The 25,821-nt window shown below is 39.3% G+C and carries 18 protein-coding genes, 2 pseudogenes, 1 riboswitch and 1 other annotated feature; of the genes and pseudogenes, 4 read left to right on the top strand and 16 right to left on the bottom strand.

Going from position 1 to position 25,821, the window contains the following annotated elements:
* Positions 1–21: 21 nt before the first annotated feature.
* Both CS063_RS04910 and CS063_RS04905 read left to right on the top strand, forming a co-directional pair.
* Positions 22–906 carry a hypothetical protein gene (locus CS063_RS04910; protein WP_099448579.1) on the top strand — a complete coding sequence of 295 codons (885 nt, stop codon included), beginning with the start codon at positions 22–24 and terminating at the stop codon, positions 904–906.
* Positions 907–992: 86 nt separating this feature from the next.
* Positions 993–1,230, top strand: a binding site (T-box leader).
* A gap of 86 nt (positions 1,231–1,316) precedes the next feature.
* Entirely contained in the window at positions 1,317–2,654 is a 1,338-nt protein-coding gene (locus CS063_RS04905) for a sodium-dependent transporter (RefSeq protein WP_099448578.1), read from the top strand.
* A 104-nt stretch (positions 2,655–2,758) separates the two neighbouring features.
* On the opposite strand, the gene CS063_RS04900 is transcribed toward CS063_RS04905, so the two are convergent.
* Together CS063_RS04900 and CS063_RS04895 are read right to left on the bottom strand one after the other, a co-directional pair.
* Entirely contained in the window at positions 2,759–4,105 is a 1,347-nt protein-coding gene (locus CS063_RS04900) for a diguanylate cyclase domain-containing protein (RefSeq protein WP_099448577.1), read from the bottom strand.
* A gap of 172 nt (positions 4,106–4,277) precedes the next feature.
* Positions 4,278–4,895, bottom strand: a complete 618-nt coding sequence (locus CS063_RS04895; RefSeq protein ID WP_099448576.1) for a cyclic nucleotide-binding domain-containing protein — start codon at positions 4,893–4,895, stop codon at positions 4,278–4,280.
* 102 nt (positions 4,896–4,997) lie between these two features.
* Here CS063_RS04895 and CS063_RS04890 point away from each other — a divergent pair, with 102 nt between their 5' ends.
* Positions 4,998–5,672 carry a YjjG family noncanonical pyrimidine nucleotidase gene (locus tag CS063_RS04890; RefSeq protein ID WP_099448575.1) on the top strand — a complete coding sequence of 225 codons (675 nt, stop codon included), beginning with the start codon at positions 4,998–5,000 and terminating at the stop codon, positions 5,670–5,672.
* Between the two features lie 156 nt (positions 5,673–5,828).
* On the opposite strand, the gene CS063_RS04885 is transcribed toward CS063_RS04890, so the two are convergent.
* Positions 5,829–6,569: an alpha/beta fold hydrolase gene (locus CS063_RS04885; protein WP_099448574.1), complete on the bottom strand. Its 741-nt coding sequence runs from the start codon at positions 6,567–6,569 to the stop codon at positions 5,829–5,831.
* Between the two features lie 99 nt (positions 6,570–6,668).
* Positions 6,669–7,283, bottom strand: coding sequence for a class I SAM-dependent methyltransferase (locus CS063_RS04880; RefSeq protein WP_099448573.1), 615 nt, complete (start codon positions 7,281–7,283; stop codon positions 6,669–6,671).
* 446 nt (positions 7,284–7,729) lie between these two features.
* Between CS063_RS04880 and CS063_RS04875 the strand changes: the two genes are divergently transcribed.
* Entirely contained in the window at positions 7,730–8,146 is a 417-nt protein-coding gene (locus CS063_RS04875; protein WP_099448572.1) for a pyridoxamine 5'-phosphate oxidase family protein, read from the top strand.
* Between the two features lie 67 nt (positions 8,147–8,213).
* Here the strand turns inward: CS063_RS04875 and CS063_RS04870 are convergent, their stop codons facing one another.
* From CS063_RS04870 to CS063_RS04815, 12 genes and pseudogenes are all read right to left on the bottom strand, one after another.
* Positions 8,214–8,852, bottom strand: coding sequence for a YcxB family protein (locus tag CS063_RS04870; RefSeq protein ID WP_099448571.1), 639 nt, complete (start codon positions 8,850–8,852; stop codon positions 8,214–8,216).
* A 437-nt stretch (positions 8,853–9,289) separates the two neighbouring features.
* Positions 9,290–10,147 (bottom strand): AraC family transcriptional regulator, encoded by an 858-nt coding sequence (locus CS063_RS04865; RefSeq protein ID WP_099448570.1) that lies wholly within the window; start codon positions 10,145–10,147, stop codon positions 9,290–9,292.
* A 104-nt stretch (positions 10,148–10,251) separates the two neighbouring features.
* Positions 10,252–10,518: pseudogene (locus CS063_RS04860) on the bottom strand (glyoxalase); the annotation flags it as partial.
* A gap of 16 nt (positions 10,519–10,534) precedes the next feature.
* Positions 10,535–10,942, bottom strand: a pseudogene (locus CS063_RS04855) (YoaP domain-containing protein); the annotation flags it as partial.
* A gap of 23 nt (positions 10,943–10,965) precedes the next feature.
* Complete coding sequence (locus CS063_RS04850; protein ID WP_099448567.1) at positions 10,966–11,493, bottom strand: DUF2284 domain-containing protein; 528 nt, start codon at positions 11,491–11,493, stop codon at positions 10,966–10,968.
* 381 nt (positions 11,494–11,874) lie between these two features.
* Positions 11,875–13,824 carry an S-layer homology domain-containing protein gene (locus CS063_RS04845; RefSeq protein WP_143452447.1) on the bottom strand — a complete coding sequence of 650 codons (1,950 nt, stop codon included), beginning with the start codon at positions 13,822–13,824 and terminating at the stop codon, positions 11,875–11,877.
* Positions 13,806–15,209 (bottom strand): Ig-like domain-containing protein, encoded by a 1,404-nt coding sequence (locus CS063_RS04840; protein WP_099448565.1) that lies wholly within the window; start codon positions 15,207–15,209, stop codon positions 13,806–13,808. The genes CS063_RS04845 and CS063_RS04840 overlap by 19 nt, the downstream gene beginning before the upstream one ends.
* Positions 15,210–15,214: 5 nt before the next feature.
* Complete coding sequence (locus tag CS063_RS04835; protein ID WP_308415431.1) at positions 15,215–15,484, bottom strand: hypothetical protein; 270 nt, start codon at positions 15,482–15,484, stop codon at positions 15,215–15,217.
* An 8-nt stretch (positions 15,485–15,492) separates the two neighbouring features.
* Positions 15,493–16,047, bottom strand: a complete 555-nt coding sequence (locus CS063_RS04830) for a LemA family protein (protein WP_099448564.1) — start codon at positions 16,045–16,047, stop codon at positions 15,493–15,495.
* Positions 16,048–16,433: 386 nt separating this feature from the next.
* A complete protein-coding gene (locus tag CS063_RS04825; RefSeq protein WP_099448563.1) occupies positions 16,434–17,996 on the bottom strand; it encodes a bacterial Ig-like domain-containing protein in 1,563 nt (520 codons plus the stop codon).
* A gap of 888 nt (positions 17,997–18,884) precedes the next feature.
* On the bottom strand, positions 18,885–20,498 hold the full coding sequence (locus CS063_RS04820; RefSeq protein ID WP_099448562.1) for a methyl-accepting chemotaxis protein: 1,614 nt from the start codon (positions 20,496–20,498) through the stop codon (positions 18,885–18,887).
* 137 nt (positions 20,499–20,635) lie between these two features.
* Positions 20,636–20,723, bottom strand: a riboswitch (cyclic di-GMP riboswitch).
* Between the two features lie 702 nt (positions 20,724–21,425).
* The coding region (locus tag CS063_RS04815) for an S-layer homology domain-containing protein (RefSeq protein ID WP_180270690.1) at positions 21,426–25,821 on the bottom strand (4,396 nt) is incomplete at its 5' end.

Raw genomic sequence — 25,821 nt, 5'->3', positions numbered from 1 at the left:
TGCCCTACAAGGAGATTGTCTATGCTAAGTAAAATTAAAACTAGGAAAATTCAAAAAGTTATTCCCTTCATTCTCTATTTATTTCTAATAGCTCTATTAACTGGCTGTAAGTCTGAGGAAACAGATTTATCTGTAGCTTTAGAACCTAAAATTGAAGATTTTTCGAAGATGGACCACTATTTTAAGGATTATACCTTTGATGTTTCCTATGATGAAAGTATGGAGTACTATCAGCGAACCTATAATATTCAGGGTCAATATGACTTAAATGGCGATGGAAAAGCAGATACGATTAAAGCTGTGTTAAAGGCTAACTATGAGGAGGGATCTTTTATAGAGGTAAATGGTTTAAAGATGGCATTAGAGCCATTCTACCCATCTGGTGAAGTGCGGATTATAGACTTAGATAAAAGAGATAGCTACACAGAGCTTGCTGTATTGGATGACGGACTAAGTGCAGACCCTGCTTTTATATTCTTTCGCTATGATGGAAAAGAACTATGTTCCTTAGGAACAAAAGACAGATATGCAGTGATGGATGGACAAGGAAAATTCATCTCGTGGTTTGACTTAACCAATCATTTTAAACCACAATTCTTTTCTGCATGGGGAGAATATAAAGATAAAGAATATGTTCTAACTCATCATGATGTCGAGCAATACATAGGGAAAACCTATGAAGTGAATGGTACTGGATATTTTGTACCCTTAGCTAAAAGTCCAGAAAACTATTACGAGTACTTTGAGCATATGATATGGGATGCTGAAGCCCTAAGAGAATTTAAAGCAACGAAAATAAAACTCCTTGCTATCTATGTTACTCCTGAAAATCGCACTTTAAACTATTTCTATGTTGAACTACCAGATGGTGAAAAAGGCTTACTCTATTTTTGGATAGGTGATTAATCGTATTAACTAGTTTATAGAGTAAGGGATGACTTAGTGCACTGCTTGACTTTTATTAAACAGTGTGATAGTGTAAAATACAATATTGTAATGCGAAGAAGGAAACAAGTAGAGCAGAGAACGTTTTGCAGGGAGCGTCCGGTTAGTGAAAGGACGTAAACGGGCTGTCTTGAATACATTCCGGAGCAGCTGCCTGAAGACATAATGAGTAGGGTAAGACGGGTATGCCCGATATAGCATTGCGTGTGTGTTGGCACACAAAGAGGAGTATTTTGTGAGAAATACTTAAACCAGAGGTGGTACCACGAAATTTTCGTCCTCTGTCCCTTTTATTAGGGACAGAGGACTTTTATTTTTTACCACATAAACAAACCAAAATGAACGAAGAAACTTATTTAGGAGGCATTTATATGGACATTCAAAAGAAACAAAAGACTGAAGGATTTCATAGTCGTTGGGGATTTATTTTAGCATCTGTAGGCTCTGCTGTAGGAATGGCAAATGTATGGGGATTCCCTAATAAATTAGGAAGCAACGGTGGTGGTGCCTTTTTACTGGTCTATCTCTTTTTTATTTTTATTTTCAGTTATGTAGGTTTACCTGCAGAGTTTGCAATTGGACGCCGTTCCAAAACAGGTACTTTGGGGTCTTACGAAAATGCTTGGAACACACGAAATAAAAAAGCTGGAAAAATAGGTGCCCTTTTAGGCTGGCTACCATTAGCAGGATCGATGTGCATTGCCATAGGCTATGCCGTTATTGTAGCCTATGTATTAAAGGCTCTTGTTAATTCTTTAGACGGCACTTTAATGACAGTGAACACAGGTACATGGTTTGAATCCTTTTCACTTGCACCACATTCTGTGATTCCCTATCATATTATTGTCGTAATCGGTACACTACTCACACTGTTTTTAGGGGCAAAGAGTATTGAAAAAACAAATAAGCTAATGATGCCTTTATTCTTTATAATCTTTATTGTCTTGGCAATCCGTGTTGCACTACTTCCCAATGTAATGGCTGGTTACTTATTTATGCTTATTCCTCGTTGGGAGGCACTCAAAGACCCAATGGTATGGATTGGGGCTATGGGACAAGCCTTCTTTTCTCTGTCCATTACGGGTAGTGGCATGATTGTTTATGGTGCTTATCTAGGAGAAGAGGAGAATGTTATTTCTGTGTCTCGTCAAACTGCTATTTTTGATACCATTGCTGCACTGGTTGCAGCCCTAGTCATTATCCCAGCATGCTTCTCCTACCAACTTGATGTTGGTGCAGGTCCCGGTTTACTTTTTGTTACACTTCCTACTATCCTACAAGATATTCCTATGGGTCGTATTTTTGCAATTATTTTATATGTTGCTATGATTTTTGCAGGCATCAGTTCTTTACAAAATATGTTTGAAGCCGTTGGTGAATCTTTATTACATAAATTCCCTAAATTGAGTCGTACAGCCATCCTTTGTATTTTATGTTTAATTTGTTTAGGCTTTGGCATAAACATGGAGGCTATCTTCCAGTGGGGACCATGGATGGACTTTGTATCTATTTATATCATCCCCATTGGTGCAACATTAGGTGCTGTTTCTTGGTTTTGGGTCATGAAAAAAGAGGATTTACTTACTGAAATCAATAAGGGAAGCGCCAAAAATCAGGGGAATACCTGGTACTTCATCGGTCGCTATGTCTATGTTCCTTTTGCCATACTCCTTTGTTGTGTCGCTTTGTTTATGAAAGTAGCCTTTTAAGAGATTTACAGTCTTTTATTAAAAAAACTATAAGAGGATACCCTACGAATTGCAACGTTGGGTATCCTCGCTTTTTCACTTTATTTATCTTTTAAATCAACTTACTAGCTTACTTCTTCTCTTTTTTGAGTCGGCTTATTTGAATACATCATCTTATCCGCTTTTTTATATAGCTCTTCGAAATTCACGCCATCCATGGGATATAGCGCATATCCTAATGCTACTCTTGCATTTATAGAAACTCCACTAACATCAATAGGCGCTTCTACTTCGTGATAAATTCTTTTTATTATAGTATTCATATCCGTCAGGCTGCTTAAATTACATAGATAAATAACAAATTCATCTCCTCCCCATCTTGCAAGAAGGTTATTACCCCTTATTATTTCCATAAAACGTTTCGATAACTCAATAATCACACCATCCCCTACAAGATGACCATATGTATCATTGATTGATTTAAAGTCATTAATATCTATTACTATAATTGCTTGTACCTTATTCTTTTTATATTTTTTTAGATTTTTTATTACACTTTTTTTAAAAGTACTTTTATTTAAAGCACCTGTCATTATATCTATTTTAGACCTTGTATAACTTTCATAATATTTATTAAGATGCCATAGTATAAACATAAACAAGATAAAACTCAAAAATAGATAGAGTTGATCTGTCGCATCTAATACATATAATTTCTCACCAATGGCTTTCCATCCCTCTTTAGGGTAAATGGCTAATTCCCATTTTTGATTTTCAAAGTTAATGGTATGAGTTATTGAATCGTTTGTATAACATTCTGTATTTCCCCATACAAAATCCTGAAACCCATCACTTTTTTGAGCTTTTATAGCAAAATAATAATCAGGATCATCTGTACTAATACCACAATAGTCCATAACCTTTTCAAAGTCTACCGATACGACACATAGTCCCCAAAACTTTTCTACATTGTCTTTTGTTATAAAAAGAGGTTTGCGATTAAAGATTAATATTCCACCTTGAACAGCTTCTACAGGCCCCTGGATTGTTGTCCGTTTTTCATTTATAGCTTTTTGAATAAATGGATAACGCAGTGGGTCTAGCATCAAATTATGTCCTATTGCTCTTTGGTTTTGCTCTGTTGGGTAAATGAACTTTACAATTCCATTTGGTGCAATAGCAATATTTTGTATAGTACCATGTTTTTGTAAAATCATTTCCGCATATGTTTTTATTAATTCAGAATCATTGGGGTTTATTTTTATAATAAGTTCCAATACTTGAACATACTCAAAACTTTGATTAAGTACCTCCACCAATTGTTGTGAGATATCGTTTATTCTTTGTGAAGCTATGTATTTATTCTTCTGAACTTCTGTTTCAAGCTTTTCTTGTTTCAGTGCTAAATAGGGAAGTAAGAATGATAGAGTAATCAGCATGGATAAAAAAATAGTTATTAATTTTTTCAACATCTTTCACTCCTTTACTTATCTTCACTTCTTAGCATGCATCGTTTTATGTAAATAGTTTGTGTTGTGTTATGTATAAGCATTTTCTCACCTCAATAAAATCTTCTATCTTAATCATACCACAAATATTCTAATAATTATATATTTACACAATACCTTATATATTTCTGCATAGCTAGTAGCTTTTATGTCGCTTCAATTTATCACTATCCATAATACGATACCCTTTCTCTTTATCTTTTTCCAAAATTCCCGACTCACGAAATTGCTTCATAACATATAATACATGACGATAGCTAACATTTAAATATTCTGCGGCATCTGTATGTGAGATCTCATATTTACCGCCTTGTTGATATTGAAGAATAAATGCTGCAAGACGCTTATTCAAAGAATAATTTAAGCTTTCGCTCATCCTATAACTTCTTGATAACAACTTATTAGAAATGTATGTAGCAAAATAAAAGGAAACACTCGCATCTTCTTTACATAGTTTTCTCAATGCTTTTAAATCAAATTCTAAACACGCTATTTCTTGAAGAACTCTATTCTCTTTTATCTCCTTTTCTTCACTGAACAAGGAGATCTCACCTAACCAATCATTTGTCCTAGCAAAGTCAAGAATTGAGCGCCTTCCATTATCATGATCAATATATATCTTTGCAATTCCCGATAAAATGAAATAGCAATTAGTTACTTGGGTATTTATTTTATAAATATTTTCACCTTTAGTGAAAATCCTTTTTGTTCCTTTTTCAGCAATTACTGATGGTATTTCATTGTTAAAAACCATTTATTTTTCTCCTTCTCTATGAGATTTCTCATACTTTATTTTCTGCTTTTATTCTATTATAGAACTACTAAAATAAAATATTTACAAAAGGAGCTACAGATTATGTATGATATCCTCTTAATGGACTTAGATAATACTATTTTAGATTTTAATGCTGCTGAAAAAAACAGCTTTATAAGAATCATAGAAAAATCAGGACTCAACTATACGGATGACCTGTTGCAGAAATACAAAAAAATAAATACTGCTTTATGGGATGACCTTGAGCAAGGGAAAATTACAAAAGAGCTTGTTCTTAATACACGCTTTCAAAAATTCTTTGAACTTTATGGTCTTGAGGTTGATGGTAGGGTTTGGGAAGAAAAATATAGATTTTATCTGGATAACTCTTCTGCACTCATTCCACATGCAAAACACACCTTGGTTGAGCTTAAGAAAAGGGGAAAAAAAATATACTCCGCATCTAACGGCATATACACTACACAGTTAAAACGCTTATCAAATGCTGGCATTATCGACTTGTTTGATGGACATTTTATATCAGATAGAGTAAAACATGAAAAACCATCCTTATATTTTTTTGAATCCTGTATCAAAAATATAGGTACGGTTTCCAAAAGCTCCATACTCATGGTGGGCGATAGTCCCTCTTCTGATATGATAGGAGCAAGGAATTTCGGAATTGACTCCTGTTTTTATCAGCATAAGAAAGATATTACATGTACATATGCTACCTATACTATACATGACATTTCTGAACTTTTAGATATCGTTTAGAGCCGAGCATTGGGTAACAGGAATAATTGCAGCTTATAGGGTAAATAGTACGATATGTGAAATTCTATATAGAGTGGTGGAATAGGATATTTCTTGCCAAAAAAGTCAGTAAGTTGTCATAAACAAACTACTGACTTTTGAAGTGGTTCTGAGGCATCAACTATTTGGATTTATATAAGTTACTATTAAATCTATTATTTTATCTTGTTGCTCTTTTGCTGATATTTCTGCTTGTTTATCTCCCTTTTGTTCTCCATAAAACCCAAACTGAGCATGATTTCCTCCATCAATTTCTACGAAAATAGTATTTTTAGGTAAGTTTCCTTTACTTTCTTCAATGTCCTCTCTAGATGTTAAACCATCATTTTCAGCATATATACTTAATACTTTTTGATTATTGTCTGATAAATCCGTTTTTTTTGCAGGATATGAAGCTAAAAATATTACACCATCAACTATATCTTGCTTTGCTTCTGCATAATACGCTGCACTTACACCCCCCATAGAATGTCCACATACATACCAATTTTTAATTTCATTATTTTTTAATATGAATTCATCTGCCTTATTATTTTCAGTTACTGATAAATTTAAATTCACTTCTGGTATAGCTACTAAATAACCTTTTTTAGATAATTCATTAGCTATATAACTATAACTAAGAGGTTCAACTAACGCCCCTGGATATAGGACAATACCTTTTCCATTGGGCCCATTTTTTGGCTTAAAAACATAAAAGTCATTTTCCTTTGTGCAATCTGTTTCTCCTACTAAAGTAAACACTTCTGAAGTTGGCTTATAGGTATTACTTGTCCATATAAATATACCTACTATACTAAATAGTATCAAAGCTATTAAGCTTGAAATAATATATTTAAATAGTTTTATCTTTTTCATTTTACTCTCCTTGTATAATAAATGAACACTTTCTCTTTTAACTTGATTTTATATTATGATTAAGAAATTTTCAATCAACTAGCCTTCACTTTAATGAATTTATTTCTTATAAACGACCATAAAACTCTTCCCTTTTACAATGTCTTGAATAGTGATTTCTGTAAATCCAACTTGTTTTCCAAATTCTATAAAATCCTCTTGTTCAAAAAATTGGAATCCCTTTTGGGTATAAGATAATTGTTGAAGCCACACTTTTGTATAGACAACATTATAAAATACACCACCTGATTTAAGCGTTCTAAATATCTCTTTAAGACCTTTAAGAGTATCGTTCCAAAAGTAGATTGTATTTATAGATGTCACCACATCAAAAAACTCATTTTCATAGTTCAAATAGCAACAATCACCAATTGATAAATGTATTTTTCCTCCGTCTACTCCTCTTTGATTTCTCTTATTTGCACTTTTCTTCATGTCTTCAGATATATCAATACCAAAAATATTTGCTTGATAGCGTTTATAGAGTTGTTCAACTAGATATCCATTTCCATACCCAATATCAAGAACTTTTGCCTGTTCATTTAAATGAATGTTTGACACAACCTTTCGATACATTGCTTTGTTTATTATATTCATTATAATACAACAACACTTGCCAACAATTCCTCTAGGATTACCAAATTGTGAACCTATATATTCTGAAAATCTGCTCATATTGCCTCCACCACTTACTATTTATCTGTTTCCATAATCTTAAATAATTTTAACATACTTGTAAAGCATTACATTATATCCAAAATAACATCGATAGATTCCTATGTTTTTTAAATGCAAGGCTATCTTTTTTCTTGCCATCTCTTTTTCTCCCTTTCTATTTTTGAGTATACTAAAAACCACCACATTATGCGATGGCTTGAGATATACTGATTCACTTAAGGGCTATCCGCTAAAATCGCAATATTGTTTGACTGAACGAGGCCATCAACTGCTACAAGCCATAACTATCATGCAGAATGTTAGAATTGATTTTATGGAAGAAAACTGTATGGATCACATCTTGTGGGAAAAGGGATTTATTGATTAACCTTACTCACAAAAAAGTGGCTACTTTACTTCTCTGCATTATGCTCTTATAATTTACATATAAGGAGGATGATAATATGAAAGATACAGAAAAAACGATCGGAAATTTAATTGATAAACAAGCCGTTTCGTTCATAAGCTCCATGGATTCGGCTGGTTTCCCTAATACAAAAGCAATGCTACCGCCAAGAAAGAGAGAAGGAATCCGAGTTTTCTATTTTACAACCAACACATCATCCATGCGTGTGACACAGTATAGAGAAAATCCTAATGCCTGTATTTATTTTTGTGATAAACGATTTTTTAGGGGAGTTATGCTAAAGGGCACAATGGAAGTCCTTGAAGATAGCTTAACCAAGGAAATGATTTGGCGTAAAAGCGATACGATGTATTACCCAAAAGGGGTAGCTGATCCAGACTACTGCGTACTGAAATTCACTGCTAATCAAGGACGGTACTACAGTACTTTCAAGTCAGAAGATTTTAATATTTAATGTGCCAAATAAGCTAAATGGAAGCTGAGAAATAAATCTCTGTTTCCATTTTTTACTTTTGTTCGTTTTATTCACTGATATTCACTATTTCAAATAAATTATGTGATTTGTATGTAATAAAGCTTATAAATTCTTCTACATTATAAGACGATAAATCCTTCTTTTGTAAAACAGCAATTCTTTTATTCCAAATTAAGATAAACAAATCCTCTGTGATGAAAATTTTTTCTATTTCACTATAACCAATTGTAACATTTCCTACTAATTGAACTTTATCATTAGTAAAGGTAACTGTAACCATAGGGATTTTTTCATATTCACTAAATAGCTTTATTGCAGCTTTATCAAATGATGTTAGCTTTACCTTTTTCGATTTTCTTGCATACCTAAAATTTAATATTCCTATACCAATTGTAAAGGTACTTACTAGTAACGGTATTAGCATTTCCCTAGGTTCCATTAATGAAGGGATTAATAGAAAAAAACCTAGAATCAGTAATAATATTCCATATAGCTTATATCTACTATGTCGCTTTTTCAGCACTTCTTCGGAGGCTTTTGCCTTCAAGTTCATTTTATCTACACATTTCCACATCTGGGGGTGTTCTGTTCTTGAAACTAATTCTGTTCTCTTTTCTAATGCCTTACTTACTTGTGGCTTGAATGATTTATCATTATACTTAGTTAAAATAAAAATAAACTCCATACATTTCCTCCTATTATATAAATAATCTCTATTCTTCCTTTAATTTTAGAATGGTCTATTTCTTTTACTACTTCAGATTCTAGATTTAATTTATTAATTCTTGTTATTCTGTTTTTTTGTGTACAGAAATCCTTATCCGTGTAGTAACTATAATTATTATCAGTATGAAAATATCTTACCGTCTATAACATATGTACGCTGAGAATACATGTTATTTTCTAATACCTCATATCTATATTATAAATCATTATGCAATAATAATATTTATTAGCTTTTGATACGACATAAGTACATGATCTAATTGAATAGGGCGGGAGAAAATTGGGGTAAGGGTAAGGGGAACTATACCTATTTTTAGGAAAAACCTCATAAATATCTGAATAGACAAAAAACCTCTTGCGGTTATCAGAAATGATAGTCGTAAGAGGTTTTCTTTTTTATTTACGTTTAACCGGTATCCAAATCTCGCTGTAATAATTTTCGTCCTGGACACCGTTTGGATATTCTGTTGGGTCTTCATACATCTCGATACAGTAACCTGCGGCAATTTCGTACTCCTTACAATTTGGTAGCCACTCAGAATAGATTTGTTTATTGACCTTTTGCATCACATCAGGCATCTTGCCCTTGCAGGTAAATACCGCCCATGTGAATTTCGGGATTACCTTTATGGTGAAGTCATCGGGAATTTCCTTTGATGCATCGTAATTATCAGCGATGGTGTATTCAAACTCATTTCCCTCCATAAATTCATCTGCATTGATGCCGTACATGGGGCAGATCGCCTTGCCCTGTGCCATTTGGTGAAACTCGCTCCAAAGCTTTGGTACTTCAGTCATTGCCTCATCATACTTAAATGTTCTTTGCAGTCCCACAACAGTAAAAGCTTCTTTTTCTATAATTTTGTAGTCCATAGAATAGCCTCCTTCTAAAGTGAATTTGACAGAAATCGGTGCAAAAGATTTGATGCTCGCACCGTCTTTCCTCACAGCGGTAGGAGTGCAGCCATGAAAACGAGTAAATGCCTTTGTGAAGCTGTCAGGAGAATCGTAGCCATATTTGACCGCAACATCAATGATTTTTGCTTCTGTTGCCGCAATTTCACTTCCGGCAAGGGCAAGTCGCCTATTTCGGATATAATCGCTTACCGTAAAATCACAGAGCATAGCAAATCCCTTTTGAAAATAGAAGGGCGAGAGGTGCACCTCTTTTGCTATATCTTCCACTGTGATTTCTTCAGCGATATTGTCCTCAATAAAAGTGATAGCATCGCTGATACATTCTGTCCATCTCATGGTTTCACCTCCTATCTGTGATCTCAGTATATTACTTTAGAAGTTATTACTCCCGATTTTTTGTGCTGAGTTTTGTCTTAATCATTTAAAAGTATTTTCAAATCCTACACGGACACATCCATGCGTTTCGAGACTTCATCCATTGACATACCTGAATCCAGAAAACGTTTCACAACCATTTTCATATTTTCGCCAACTTCTATAATATGCCCATCCGGATCATAAAACTTGATGGATCGCTGCCCCCAACTTGCCTCTTTCACTTCTTTATCTAAATACCGTATATCATTGTGGGCTTTCAGCTTTGCGATAAAACAGTCAAAGTCATCTTCCTCAAAATACAGCTCCATATTATGTGGCTCAGATTTTATCACCTTGATATTTCATTTATTGATCACCTTTCTTCAGAAGCCTTTTTATGTAGGCAACATCCACCTGATTCACCGTTTCAAATTCTCTCTTATAAAATATGCTGTAGTTGTTGAACACGCAGGGCAGTTCTTTCGCTTGCTCCAGCGTATCCACTTGATTGAAAATGGCACTGATACCTTCTGTTTCACAAAACACTTTCAGCTTTTCAATGTTTTGATAGACAAATGGGCACTGCATATCGTAGTAAATCGTCAATTCATCGCTGTCTATTTTGCTATTTTTCACTTTCTGTGTAAACCGTGGCATTGCTCCGTCAAAGGAGAGTGCAAGCAGCTCATAGCCGTAATCAGTACTGTCCACAACCTCAAACCCATATTTCTTCACAAACGACTGGTTCGAAAGCCAATTTTTCTGCTTTTTTGCTTAAGGGCTTATATATCCGGCTTTTAATAAAGTAGTAACCCAAAATATGTAACAGTATTCTCTCCGTTAATATATTTAATGTTTGCCGATTTAGCAAGAGCATCGATCCTTATTCCAAAACCCTCAACAGACGGAAAGAGCTTTTCAGGGAATCTACATGGATAATGTGGGTAGGTACAATTACTACATCTGATACAACCTTCATTTGATAATAACAAATAATCCGTTAGTTTCTCTTTCACTAAACTAGCTAGATTGTCACAAACTTTTTTAAACTCTTTGTGCCCAAATAACATACCTTCATAATCAAAAGAATCTTCCAAATTATATTTTGCATTAAAAACTAATGCCATGTCATATTCTAAACTTTTTTCTTTACATTCATCAAACGTACCAATAGCAGGTGGGCAGGCCCACGTAGTGCCGTAGTTTCTACAAACATTACCTTCACACAACCTACGAACTTCACCTGAAAAAATAATCTGTTTTGTATCAATTAACCCATATTGATAAATACCTATTTCTTGTAGTAAAGATTTTTGGAATATCATAATTTACCTCATAAAATTTAATCTTTCATTAAATATATAATTTTACCACATCTCTCCTGACCACACAACCTCACTAAATCCGAAAGACATCTAAATCACTCTGTCACGTCCAAAATCATATCTTTGGACGTGTTTTGCTTCTGGCTCGAATTCTCTCCCAAAAATATCTTATTCAGAAGCCTTCGAGAATATTTTTGTAATCCAATTGGTTCAAGCAAACAGAAAAGGCAGGCTATTCCCTTGGTGGGACAGCCTGCCTTTTCTCAGTCTCATAGAGCTATGTAAATGCTGACTTTCAAACTTATTTCTCTGGAACCTGCTGTATATCACCCTACTGGATAAGGTTAAACCTATTCTTATTATTTAGCCGTTCCAGTTCGCTCATGGTGCAGTCCAGCCTTGTGTCGTGTCACTGGAAATCGCCAGCTCCACAAAGTGGCACAGCACAGCAGATACCTCGGCTCTTGTAGCCGTACCCTGTGAGTCAAAGAGATTGCCATTTTTGCCGCTGATCACGCCTGCCATGTGCATCTGCTTCACGGCTTCCTTTGCGTAGGCATTGATTTTAGCGTTATCGGCAAAGATGTTTTCCACATGAACCTTCGGCAAAGTATAACCCATGGTCTTGGCATAGTTGCTCATAATGACGACCATCTGCTCACGAGTGATGGACTGATCGGGGGCAAACTTTCCATTACCAACCCCGCTTATGATGTTGTTTTTATTTGCCCACTCAATGCAGCCCATATAGTAGGCATCGTCCTTCACATCGCTGAAGCTGCTCTTTGCGTAACCGCTTACATCGGCGTTTGCCAAGCGTCCGAGGGCGGTGACGAACATTCCTCTTGTCATGGTGGTATTCGGGCTGAACTTGGTTTCAGAAGTGCCGCTGAACAATCCACGACTTACTACAAACTCAATATCTTCCTTTGCCCAGTGGCCTGCAATGTCCGTAAATGCCGTATTGGCCTGTTTATAGCCGATACCGTAGGTGGAAAAATGATCGGTGCTGAAACGCAGTACCTTTTCCACACTGTCATAGACCGAGTTTACCAGCCAATGCACCTTGCTGTCCACATACACAGCCTGCACATTCTCGGCCTTTTCATTTACACCGAGGGTATATGGGATGGTTATCGATACGCTGCCTACGCCGAAGCTACTGACTACCTTGCCGTTGCCGTAGTTTACCTTGAGGTCAAATACCGGACGGCTACCAATCGCCTTTTTCGCCTCGGCTGTCAGTTTACCACTATCTGTGCGGATGGCGGTGATATTTACATCAGATTTTGCCTGTCTGTTGATTTCTTTCACAGTTGCCAAGTCCATGCCGACTCTGATGTCAGGATTGTCCACCACCACAACGGTGTTGACGATTTTCTTCGCAATGATAGTATCTTGCACAGCTTTTGGTAGATTGACTGTAACATGAGACCCGGTCTTGCTTCTGGTATCCACATGGAGAACCACCGTGATGCCATTTTGTTCAATGCCGTTTTTCGTGGCTTCAACCAATGCCTTGTCAAAGGCGTCGGTCACACTTTTGTCAATGATGCTCACTGTGACATTGCCTTTGCTGTCCACTGCACCTGGAACCTTGATTTCCCCCTGTGTGGGTGAATTCGGCTTGTCCGATGTGGGTAGGGTGACGATGACAGGACTGCTGTTGTCATTTGAGGAGTTTCCTCCGCCACTTCCAGAGCCACCACCTCCTGTGTAAGTCCAATGGGCATAGTAGATCACATTTGCACTGACGGTTGTGCTTGCGGAGATCTGCGTTCCACCACTTGTCGCCGTGTACCAGCCGTTAAAGCTGTAACTGCCAAAACGTGTCGGTGTTGGGAGTACTCCTACCGCCGTATCGGGTGCAACCGAACGTGAAGCTTCACTGACCGTACCCCCATTCGGGTTGAAGATGACGGTATAGTTGCCCACTGCGTTTACAATGATGGAAACTGCTGCCGTTGCGGTGCGTCCGCCGTCATAAGTGACGGTGATGGTGGCGGTATATGTGCCCACCGCAAGACCCGTTGCAGCCCTTATTTGCCATGAGTTGATGCTGCTGTTGGCAGCAACGAAGGATTGGCCAGAATGTATCGAAAACACGGATGGGTGGTCAGTTGTCACACTGGTAATGATCGCCTGCGCATCGCTGCTGTTGGTGATGACGATATTTTGGTAGGCGGTCGACCTATAACCCACGGTAACGGCGTCAAGAGTGACATCGGTGACGGAAAGGTTGGGTGCGGGTGCAGGTGCACCTGCATTAATGACAACCGCTGTACTATTATTGCTTGCAAAGGAGATGCCCTCTACCGCCTTTTTGCGCACATAGTATGTGTCCGGGACCAAGTTTTCCTTCCATTCATTCTGGGGAATATCCAGCCAAATCCACTGTAGTGGTTCAAGGACCTATACTCGCAATCCGCGATGGTTACTTTTAGCTTGCCGTCATTTGCGCCTGCTGTGGTTTCATGCTCCACCGTATAGTCGCTGTTGGTGGGCGCGGCGGGGCGAACGGGAATGGAAAGCGTCTGAGCGGAGCTGTCCGAGGTGGTAGTACCGTTGCCCTTGCGGACAATGGATACACTTCTTCCCATCCATTGTGAATAGATGGGAAATACTTCGCCGTAGGATATCGTGAACGAAGCGCTGCCGTTAATACTATATTGTCCGTCCGACACAAAACCCGTCAGCGCCTCGCTGACATAGTCAATTTGGATGGAGGGTGTGGGCAGGGGGGTAAGTATGGGTGTCGGCGCGGTTATGTGGATGGTTCGCTCGTTGGATGCAATGCTTACATTGCCCGCTAAATCAGCGGCTTTGGCTGTAATTGTATGCGACTCCACGCTGAGAACAGACGAGGTTATGCTCCAGTTGCCGCCAGCATCGGTGTTCGCTGTACCAAGAACCGTAGCTCCGTCGGTGTCATAGAGACTTACCACGCTGTTTGGCTCCGCCGTTCCCGTAAAGGTTGGGGTAGTGTCGCTTGTTGTGCCGTCTGCACCGGATAATATGACTGGCGCGGACGGAGGCGTCCGGTCAATCGTCACGGAAAAGGGGCTGACAGTGCTTACGGTTATCCCGGAAGAGCTGGCACTCGCAGTGAAGGCATATGTACCCTCCGCCAACGTTGTTCCGGTATAATCGAAGCTCCATGCTCCGGACCCGTCTGCTGATGTGGTGCCGATCCAAATATTGTCTTCGAAAAGTTCGACCATGGCGTTTGGTGTAGAGGTTCCGCTTATGTTCAGCGTGGAATCATTTGTGTACCCGTCGCTCGCCGAAATACCACTATCGTCGCTGACAGCTGTGATGACGGGCCGGACGATGAGGGTCAGTTTTGCCGGATTTGAGGGGATGCTAATCCCTGTGGTGCTAACGACGGCGCGGTACTGATAGCCACCCATCTCTTGGGATGCCCCGGTGATAGATAGCGTCGCCGTTGTGGTGCCGCTGTATACGCCGCCATCCTCGATGTTCTTAAAGCCCGAGCCGTCGTTAAGCTGCCACTGGTATCTTAAATCTATTCCCGTTGCCGCAACTGTGAAGTTGGTATTGTCACCCACGGTGACCGCCGCGTCAGCCGGATGTGTGGTGATGGCTGGGGCATCGTCACTTACCATAACGTTTATATCATGCGCCGCCATTGCCTGCGCCGGTAGCATGATCACAACCATGCATAGCACCAAAAACATACTGAGTATTTTTTTCATAATGTCTATTCCTCCTTGATTCGTAAAATTGGTTTTCCTTGTTCTAAAAGCTTCTCCAGCCTCCCGGTTTCTTCCTCGGTGGCCAGGCGAATATGGTTCTTCTCGCAGTAGGGGCATTCCTTCGCCTCCCCCGCCCGACGGAATAAGAAGCCGCCGTCCTCGTAAATGCCAGCCTGAATATCCATGGTATTGAACTGATTTGCCGCAAAAGCCGGGGGAGGGAGGACAAATAATAAGGCAATGCATAGAATCAGGCCGCTCACTTTTTTGCACATCCGGAACCTCATTTCATGCTGGGCATATCCGCCTTGTCAGCCTGCTCCACAAGATATTCTCTTTGCCGAAAGCCCAGCATCCCGGCGATCATGGAGACCGGGAACATTCGGATTTCACGGTTCAGCTTTGTTACACTGTTGTTGTAGATCAGACGGCTAGTCCGCACCATATTTTCAAAGATCTGCACTGCGTCCATGGTTTTGATGTAATTTTGATTGGCTTTCAGGTCGGGGTACTGCTCCGTTACCATGGCAATCCTGCCCAAGGCTTCGGCAATAATCCCTTCCTGACGCATCACATCATCCGGTGTGGATTTTGCCGTGATGACGCTTCTTCTTGATTTGATTGTCTCAATCAACGTTTCGCTTTCGTACCCCGCATAGCCCTTTGTCAAATCCAAAAGAGCCGTCAGAGCGTCAAAACGGCTTGACAGCTGCACCCCGATCTGGCTCATGGCATTGCTGATATTTTCTTCCAGCACCACCAGTCTGCGCTGGGTGGAGATGATCCATAGAACAATGACCGCAATAATTACGGCGATTGTGATGAAAGTTGGCAGCATAATAAAGTCTCCTTTTTTTATTTTTTAATGGGCAGACAGACTGTGGTTTTGTCCGTCTGTCCATTTTGTTGCCTATATACGTGATTACTCCAATGTGATACTCGGAAGTATATCGGCTAGATTCGCCTCAAGGGAGGAATTTGCTCCTGCGGTGTAAGTAAAAATAATATGTTGCTCGCAATTGTTACGACAATGCTGGCGTTAGGACCTTCAGCCACAGCGTAGCCGTCTTTGTCGTTAAATTCACCAAAATCGCTGGGAACGAGGTAACTTTTTCATTTCTAAATCCTCCGTTTTCTGTTAGGTTGTATAGGGCAAAGTCCCATGCGTTTACTCTATCAAAACCCTGCCACCCAAAACCGTCCGCTACATGAAACATGATTTTTTCAACGCCGCGCAGGTGTCGGTGTGGATGACATGCTGAGCGGGATATACCCGGAGGATGTCAGATTCCACGGCGCGTCCAACAGGTGAGTCTCCACTTTGTATCCTAGCCCACTCTTTTCGCCGATTCTTACCCATTCTGCTGCCGCCCATTGGATGGTCTTATGTTGGAGGGTTGACGCCTGCTCCCATGTGATTTTTGCGTTTGGGCTAGTGTCACCGCCTATGGCAAAGCTTTTGATGGTGTCATTGGTGAAAGCGGAAAATTTGGTACTACTCTTGCTTTTGTTATAGTCCATGAGCTTAATTAAGTAAGAGGTAAACTCTCCATAGGTGGGAACCCCACGCCAATCCATGTTTGGATTGGTAAAGACCCGCCAACCGTATAACCGGTCTATTTTACCAATTAGCATGCTATTGAGTTTGTCATTGGGTATATCACTGTTCCATTTCAACAAATTCTCTTCAGAGTAGGGACCATAGAGCCCTAAAGTGAAGAACACGCCGTCGAGCAATTCTGCCATTTCCATATTATTAATGCTTCTTCCCCAATCCTCAAAGCTAATATTTTTAAGGTAGGGGATGTATTCAGACAGGATCGCCTTTGCCCCGTCCGGATATGTTTTTTCCGCAGGCTTGACCATCATTTTTGGGTTCTCGGCGGGGCGCATCGCAACCTGACTCGTGTCATAGGAATATTCTATTTGCCATAAATAAGGCTGATCCACAGCCGCCACCCGTGCGCTGCCCCCATTCACTTTTGTCAGTCTGGCAGCCCACATATAATACGCTTGGCCTTCATACTTTACCTTTGCCCAGTCGCCCTTTATCTCGGTCACTTCCAGAATGGTGCCTGCCGGAAGCTTTCCGACGATGTCGCCATCCGGCTTTGATCGGTAGACCGGGTTCGTACCGACCTTATACATCGCTCTGTCATCGATTTCGCCCAAAGTTCCCAAATAGCGCCCATCCGGCATTTTTATGGTTATTTCAGCCCAGTCACGATCTACAATGCGTTTTTTCTCAATATAAAATTTCGTATCTCTGCCGCCTTCGCGCAGCACCGCATTCCCTGCGGCATCGATAGTGATAAACGTGTCATGCTGGGTTAGGTAGCCAAGACGGATGCTGTACCAGCCGTTGTCCATCGCATCGTATAATTGATAAGTAGCCGCAACCGGCGTGGGCGCGACCTGCACTGGGGCAACATATTCGCCAGACGATGTAACAGTATACTTTCCCACGATTTGACTTGTTTTTTCGCCCGGAGCAGTCCACCGCAGAGTAATCTCCTGCTTTCCTGCTTTAGTCGCAAATACCGTACCTTGTTTCAACGTCACGTTACCGGAGTTTCTGAAACTGATTTCGTTAGATATGTCCTTTTTTTCGCCACCTATAGTAACCACCGCTTTAATCCCGGTTCGGTCAAATCCCTCGCCAACCGTATATTCGGTTTTTGCTGGGTAGGACAGTATGGTCACATTTATCGCCGCTAGCACCGTTGTGGGGAGCAGGGTTAATACCATGCACAAAGTAAGCAGTATGCCCATAAATCGCTTTTTCATAATTTTTCCTCCTTTATTAATTGAACCAAATAACATCTATTCTCCACATTCAATCTATCAGAAATCTTTCTACAAAACCATTCGCTGCATGAAACATGATTTTTTCGACATGAAACATGATTAGCTCTATATTAAAAATATAGGCTCTATAATAAATGTTGGGGTGTAAATAAAATATGTGTGCATAAAAGAAGAGCATATTCAACAATCCTAAGTATAACGACATACTAGAAAGGATTTGATGACTATGCTCTCTTCTTATTATTCCCAAAAGTTTCTTAAATTATTAGGTGTTTAAAAAAAGATATCTATGATGATGTGGTACCACCATTATAGATATCCAAATGGAAAGAAAACCTCACTGTTGCCCTTGTTGTGGTTATGTCACGAGCACTATACATGATTACCACCTTTAGCCGGTTAAGTATTTATCTGTCTTCGCCAGTAAGCTCATGGCATGAATTCTTCTATTACAACAGTTGTTCGTATATTTAATAATCTGTCTTATAACCCAGTAGTTCTTCCAAAATTACTAGCTATTGATAAATGTTATGTTTCACCCAGCTATAGTACTGCTAAAGACCGCCTAATCAACTGGATTGTTTGTGCTGAAAAGAGTGGTTTGTCTCATTTTGTTACTGCTACTCAAACTATGAATAGCTGAATTAAAGGTATTTTAAATTCATTTGCTACACTTTTTACAAATGGCTATACTTGGGATACCCCAACTGTTGACATAGAACTCCTAAAAAACTTTCACCATAAAAGTGAAAGGTTTTATCTAAACAAAAATTATTTGAATGGTTTATTTTCATCTTTTGGCCCAAGAGTTGCAGTGTATCCGATTCAATTGTAGCAAGAAGATAATTAAAAAAGCTAGCCCATTCCTTAGTAATTGAATCTAGTAATACTTAGATTAAGTTGTTCCGCCATTTCAGCCAAATTACTAGCCATTGCATTAATCTCCTGCATCGAAGCATTTTGTTGTTCCATGGTAGCCGCTAATTCTTGTGTACCGGCCGAAGATTCTTCAGTAATTGCTGCAATATTTTCAACTGCTTTGACAGCTTGTCCGCTTTGTTGATTAATTTGTTTTGCTGCTAATGAAACACCTTGAATCATAATAGACATTTCATCAATAATATCTACTATTGCTTGAAATCCTTCGCCAGTTCTATCGATCACATCAGAACCAGCCTGGACTTCCTGAACTACTTCATTCATAGCGACTTGAGCCTGTTCAGCTTCTGTTTGAACCGCACACGTAATTTGTACAATCTCGTTAGTTGATCTAGCTGCTTGTTCTGCCAACTTGCGTACCTCATCAGCTACTACAGCAAATCCGCGACCTTGTTCACCAGCTCGAGCTGCTTCAATGGCAGCGTTTAAAGCAAGCAAATTCGTTTGCCCTGCGATATCATTGATAACCTGTAGAATTTGGTTAATCTCTTCCGTTTTTTCCCCTAGCTCTTGAATAACAGAAGAAGTATGAGAAACTTTTTCTTCAATTATTCTCATTTGTTTAATCGATTGATGAACATTTTCCAGTCCATTTTTAGAAGCAGCATTTGCTTTTTTGGAACTTTCTGCCATTTCATTACTATCCTGATGAATTGAATCTATATTTCCAGCGACTGTTTGAATGACTGCTAAAGTTTCAATAGCATGGGTTGACTGAGCTGTAGCACCTGAAGCTAATTCTTCTGTTGTCGCTGATACTTGTTCAATGGCCTTTGTCATTTCGGTTGAGGAACCCATCATTTCTTCACTTGAAGCGGCAACTTTCTCGGAAATACTTGCTGCTTCTCGGACTAGATCCCTAATATTATCTGCCATCGTATTAATCGCATGAGTAAGTTGACCAATTTCATCCTGAGAGCGAACTTTTACATGTTCTATAGTTAAATCCCCATCTGCAATACGAGTCGTAACATCTTGTATTTCTTTAATCGGATTAGAGATTTTTCTACCCATAAGCATGGCAATACCAAAGCCCAAAATCACGGAAGTAATCGTTACAATAAACAACACAGGAATCGAGTTAACTACTCTGTTATAGGCTTGAGTGATCGCTTTTTGTTTTTCCTCATTGACCGTATTAATAAGTAAGTTTAAGTTATCGACAACTACTCTCCTTTGAGGTTGAACAATAGACTGATTTAATTCTTGTACCTTATTACTATCTCCCTTTTGAATAGACGGAATCATTTGATTCAAGAAAGTATCATTAAGGATTTGATTAGCCTCTATTACCTGTGAATATAGATTTTTCTGTTCTTCTGTTCTCATAAAGGATTCTATTTTATTAAATAATTCGTCCTGCTTTGTTACCCTATCCTTATAATTATCTATAAATTGGTCATTTGGATTTAAAATATAGTCTAACTGCTGTATACTTTTAGCTCTATGAAGACTAAGAATTTCAGACAAATCTAACGCTCGTTCGGACCTTCTATCCATTTCACCTACATTTTCCTCAATCCCTTTAAGCTGAATATACATAATCCCTAAACCTATTGAAAAATTAACAATAACAGCTAAAAGCCTAAAAATAACTTTCTCCCTATTTTCATTATTTCTCCTCCTAAGTTGCTTAATCTTTCTTATGTATTACCCGTTTAACCCTTATAAACTTAACATTTGGAAACCAGGCGATCATAGTTTACCTAAAACCTTATACCCTAGGCTTTATGTCTTATTCTTTCCAATAGTTTATCTTTATCAAATACAAAATTTTTCTTACGATGTTTTCTAGTGTTTTTAACCCTCTACTTAGAACCTGTATACATACTCCATATAACTATGGCATTACTAACTCCAAAAGTCAATATAGTTTACTAAATAAGAATACTCCAACTTTTCGGTACACCTTAAAAGATTTTTGCTTTCAAAATAATAGAAATTGTAGTCATCCTATCTCGGAAAAGTGTAGCTTCGTATTACTTTTTTGATATTTGTTTTTCTTTGTAATTAAAAAAGTTGTCCCGTACTAATTATTTTTATAACAGCTATAGCATCTGATAAGCTCTCTTCTAAGTAGTCTTTTACTTCTTCCATACTAAACTAGTTATCAGCGCCTGGCTCATTTATCTAATTCCACCTTAATGTACTAAGCTTTGACTATAAATATCAAAATTTTTATGCCATAAATATGTCGCCTTTCAATATATTTAACTCTATTTATTAACTACTTGATGATATTTGTTAATAACAGAAGATTTCTCCCTGCCTTTATCAAAACTTATATCCAGCCATCTACCTCATCTCCACAACCCTAAGCAGATTTTTAAGGTGGACTTGTTCTCTCAATAAATAAAAATAAGGATTCCCGAGGTTAAAAGATTCTGCCGGATAATAAGCAGAAAATCCTTTAATCTCGAAAATCCTATTTTTAACGCATTAGCATCGTCAGATACTTTTCGTATTTTGTTATTTCACAATGGTTTTAACAAACCTCTCAATTACCACTGCAACTTCGGCTCTTGTAGCACTTTCTTGTGGTGCGAAGCTGCCTCCATCTCTGCCTGAGATTATTGTTGTTTCCTGACAATATTTCGCTCCGTCAATTGCCCAAGATGAAATCTTTGTGCTATCGGCATATGTAAGGGAACTGCCAGTAGCCTCTGTCTTTTTTAGAAAGGTTGCAAAGTTTAGCATGATAACTGCCATTTGCTCACGTGTTACTTTATCGTTTGGCGCAAACTTGTTTTCTCCGATGCCCTTTATAATACTGTTTTCATTTGCCCATGCAACATACTTTGCGAAATAATCGTTTGCAGCAACATCAGAAAATGTACTTGTTCCTGAAATGTTACCATAAGAACGCTCATAAAGTCTGCCAATAACCGTTACAAACATTGCTCTTGTCATGCTTTCATTTGGTCCAAACTTATCTTGCGTTGTCCCAAGGAATATTTCTCGCTCAGTAACAAAATCAATGCTTGGTTTTGCCCATGCGATGGTATTATCCACAAAATTCTTTGGATTTTCCTTATACTTTACGTTAACTCCATTAGGTGCAATATATTTATAAAGATTTCCTGCAATCGAAGAAAAACCAATATAAACCTTTCCGTCATTTTGATCGTAGTAAAGAAGTGCAGTTTTCTTTACAAATACAGCATTGATTTTGTGAGTTTTGCTGTCTGTAAAGGTGTACTTTTCATTTGCACCTATGCTCTTTCCATCTACCATGACATCTGCTATTACATATCCATCATTAGGGGTAATGGTAGCAATCTTTTTATCATTGCTAATGGTAATTTTACCACCTTCACTTGGTTCTGTGGTGATTGTTGGTAATGCTACACTCCCCCCTGAATGACCGCCTGAACCGCCGCCCGTTGGTGGTATCACCGGATGCGTAATAGTTTGATATGCTATTGCATAGGTGGAGAATTTCTTGGTGTATATCGTAACAAAATTTCCGCTAACTACAAAATATTCTCCGTCAACTGCATTTGCTAAACCATTTGGCAGTGCTGCAGCTGTACCATTATGTACACGGTAAACTACGAGTCCATCCTTGCCTTGAAGCTCCTCTGGCAGTGGGATAATAATTTCAATTATGCTTGGCAATGTTGACATCTTCGTTGTGCTATTAACAACGCTATTGGTCGTAATTGTTTTTGTAACCGATAAATCAAGATAAAGCCCTACTGTTTTATTGCTTGCTACAGCTGCAATTTTATTTACATCTGCCTGCACGTCATTGACAGCCTTCTTCTCAGCAACGAGCCTAATTTCAACTGCGTTATTTGCAGTCTGGGCATGGATAAGATCCGAGCTGTCAAACTGTACATCAAGATTCCCAACAACAATATCAGGTGTGTTTGCTTCCACCTTAACAACACTGTTTATCTTGCCGTTTGGCATCTTAATTATATCTGATAAGGTATAGTCTGCACTGTTCACAACAATCTTTTTGGTAACAACCATACCATCTTTTTCTAACACAAGGTTATATGTTCCGTTCAGAACCCCTGTAATCGTAAACTTTCCGTCTGCTGTTGTGGTCACACCTTGCAAACCGATTGGAGTTTTCCCCTTCATCAGCTTCACGCTTACACCGCTTGCGTTTTTATCTGCGTTATCAGTAACTATTCCTGAAACAGAATAGGTCGTTTCTGTCCACTGGGCATAAAGAGTTACGTTTGTTCCTGCTGTTTGGGACGGAACGGTGCTACCGGAAGCATAGGCAATACCGCTGCCGTTTGCCGCTGAATTCCAACCGGCAAAGGCGAAGCCTGTTTTGGTAAAGGCATTTGCAGAGACGGTTGTAGCCGTGCCTACATTTGTGGTTTGTGCAATCATACTGCCTGTTCCGCCGTTTGCATGATAAGCCACGGTGTAGGTTTGGGTTGTAGGCTGCTTGATATCAAAGTTACTGCCTGGAATGGTGACATCCTTTGTGAAGCTTCCGCCGCCGTTCGGTAATGTGACTGTAATCGTATAACTGCCGTCCGGTACGTTGTCAATGGTATATTTGCCATCAGTTCCTGTCGTTGCAGGGTTTGGAGTGCCTGCGTTCGGCGTAAGGGTGACAGTTGCTCCGGAAACAAAATTGTTGTTCATGTCCTTAATTGTGCCACTCATTGTGTGAGTAACAGTGCCGCTCCAAAGGGTATTTGAAAATGTCGGGTAATCGTTTGAAACGGCTTTCCATGTATATAGGGTTGTGTTTGCAAGGGTATCAATATTTGCGTTCAGGGTTGAAACAAAGCTTGTGGCTTGCATGTCGCTTTGGTCCATACCCGCTACATTGTCAGTGCCATCTCCAACACCTTTTTTTGCTTGAACTGAGTTATTCACCGTTTGTGCAGCGTTGCTATTCCAATATCCGTTTGTAATTTTGTCGTCTGAATCACGCCCTACCAATCCACCGACCTTAGCATCGATTCCACCAATCAAATTGCTTGTTGCAAAGCAGTTGTTGATTGTTCCACCGAAATTCCAACCGACCAGGCCACCAACCAAGGCACCGTTTTCAGCGGTAATATTTCCGGTCGCATAGCAATTTTGAATCGTTCCTTTATTCATTGCAACCAAACCACCTACGAATGCACCATCCGCATTATAATTTGAATAAATGGTTACATCTTCTACGCCAAGATTTTTAATATCACTCCAAAGAATATAACCAAACAGACTTACATATTTATGTTTACTCTCTGGCTTGCTTACAGAACCAATTGTAATCCCTGTTATTTTATGTCCGTTTCCGTCAAAAGTACCTTGAAAAGGTCTAGAATTAAAATAATTATTATCATAATATCCAATTGGCGTCCAATCTTTTTCAGAAAGATTAATATCCTCACTGAGCTTAATTGTTTTTCCGACGTAATCTTTACCGTGATTAACATTATAGGCGAACTGTGCAAGATCTTCTGCTGTGGTGATGGTTCCACCGTTGTCCCATGTATCGGTAGTTTCGGTTATTCCATCTGCCCAGTTAGAAAGTGTTGCCTTTTCCCCCAGTTCGATGTTCACACCATTTTTCACAAGTATTTTCCCATCTACATTTGTGAATGTGAACTTTGATACATCTGCATAGCTGGCAACTGTCGCTGTTGCAACAGCAGTTCCGTTAGTTGTGGTTGTAAGCCATGCTCCATTGAGTGTAATACTGCCATCTGCCCCTGTAAGCTCTCCTGTAATATTCACCTTTTTGCTTGCCAAGGCATTTAAGGAAACGGTGAGTGTGGGATTCCCGGAAATGTTTAACACACTCGTATTTACACTCGCCAGTGTACCACCAGATATGTTTGATGTAGCCCCACAAACAATAGAAACATTTAACGTTGATGATATTGTGCCTCCAGAAACATTAACTGTGCCACTGTAACTCACTATTGCATATTCAATGCCATTGCCACCTGTCGAAGACACCGCACCACTTAAAACATTGACTGTTCCCACGCCATTGTTCCAGATTGTATAGGCAGTACCAGACACAGTCCCGCCGGAAACTGTAACATTTCCACTGCCCATGTTTAAAATGGTATAACCGTTTGAAGTCACTGTTCCGCCGGAAATAATAACACTGCCACTACTTTTGTTTTCGATTGTACTGGTGAAGCTACTAGTTGTAGACAATACACCGATGGCACCTACGCTTGTATCTTTGACTTCCAAGCTTGCAGTGCCGCTTAGTCTAATCGTGTTTGTATCACTTGAAAGGGTATGTCCGTTTAGGTCAAGAATGATGTCTTCGGCGTCGATGATTACAGGTGCGTTAACCGTAATGTCCCCTCCGAGTTGTATTGTTTCACCGCTTACTGCGTTTGCAATCGCAGTTCTCAGTTTGCTTTCAGTGTCAATGATATTGACTGTCTTTGTCACAAACTCGTTGTTGTCATTTTCCGCAACAGTACAAGTATATTTACTTGTGCCTACGGTTGCATTTACCTCTGTGCCTGTTGCAGGCAGGTAGAGATAGAAATTATCGTCGCCGTCGTGCTTGGCTGGAATATTAAACGCATTGTCATCTACCTTTACCGGTGTTGCCGTATCACTTGTAAAGCTGTCTGCTGGTAGTTTTGCAAGGTAAACAGGGTTTATGCCGTCGGCTGTTGGGGCGGGGTCAATACCCCCATTTGTCACTTTCACCGAACCACCGGTGATGGTGGTGGAACCGCCTTCGCTTCCCGATCCGCCGCCGATGTCTGCACCGCCAGTGCCGCCGATTGCAGTAACAGTACCGCCATTGATGGTAATTTTTCCACCTGTGCCGGCGTTGCCTCCGCCGATGCCCGCACCGCCAGTGCCACCGGTTGCAGTAACAGTACCGCCATTAATGGTAATTTTTCCGCCGCCTACTTCGCCG

This window comes from Sporanaerobium hydrogeniformans (assembly GCF_002735925.1).
Taxonomy (GTDB): domain Bacteria; phylum Bacillota; class Clostridia; order Lachnospirales; family Cellulosilyticaceae; genus Sporanaerobium; species Sporanaerobium hydrogeniformans.
Note: the sequence above shows the minus strand (reverse complement) of the source record. Positions and strands in the feature narration are given on the sequence as shown.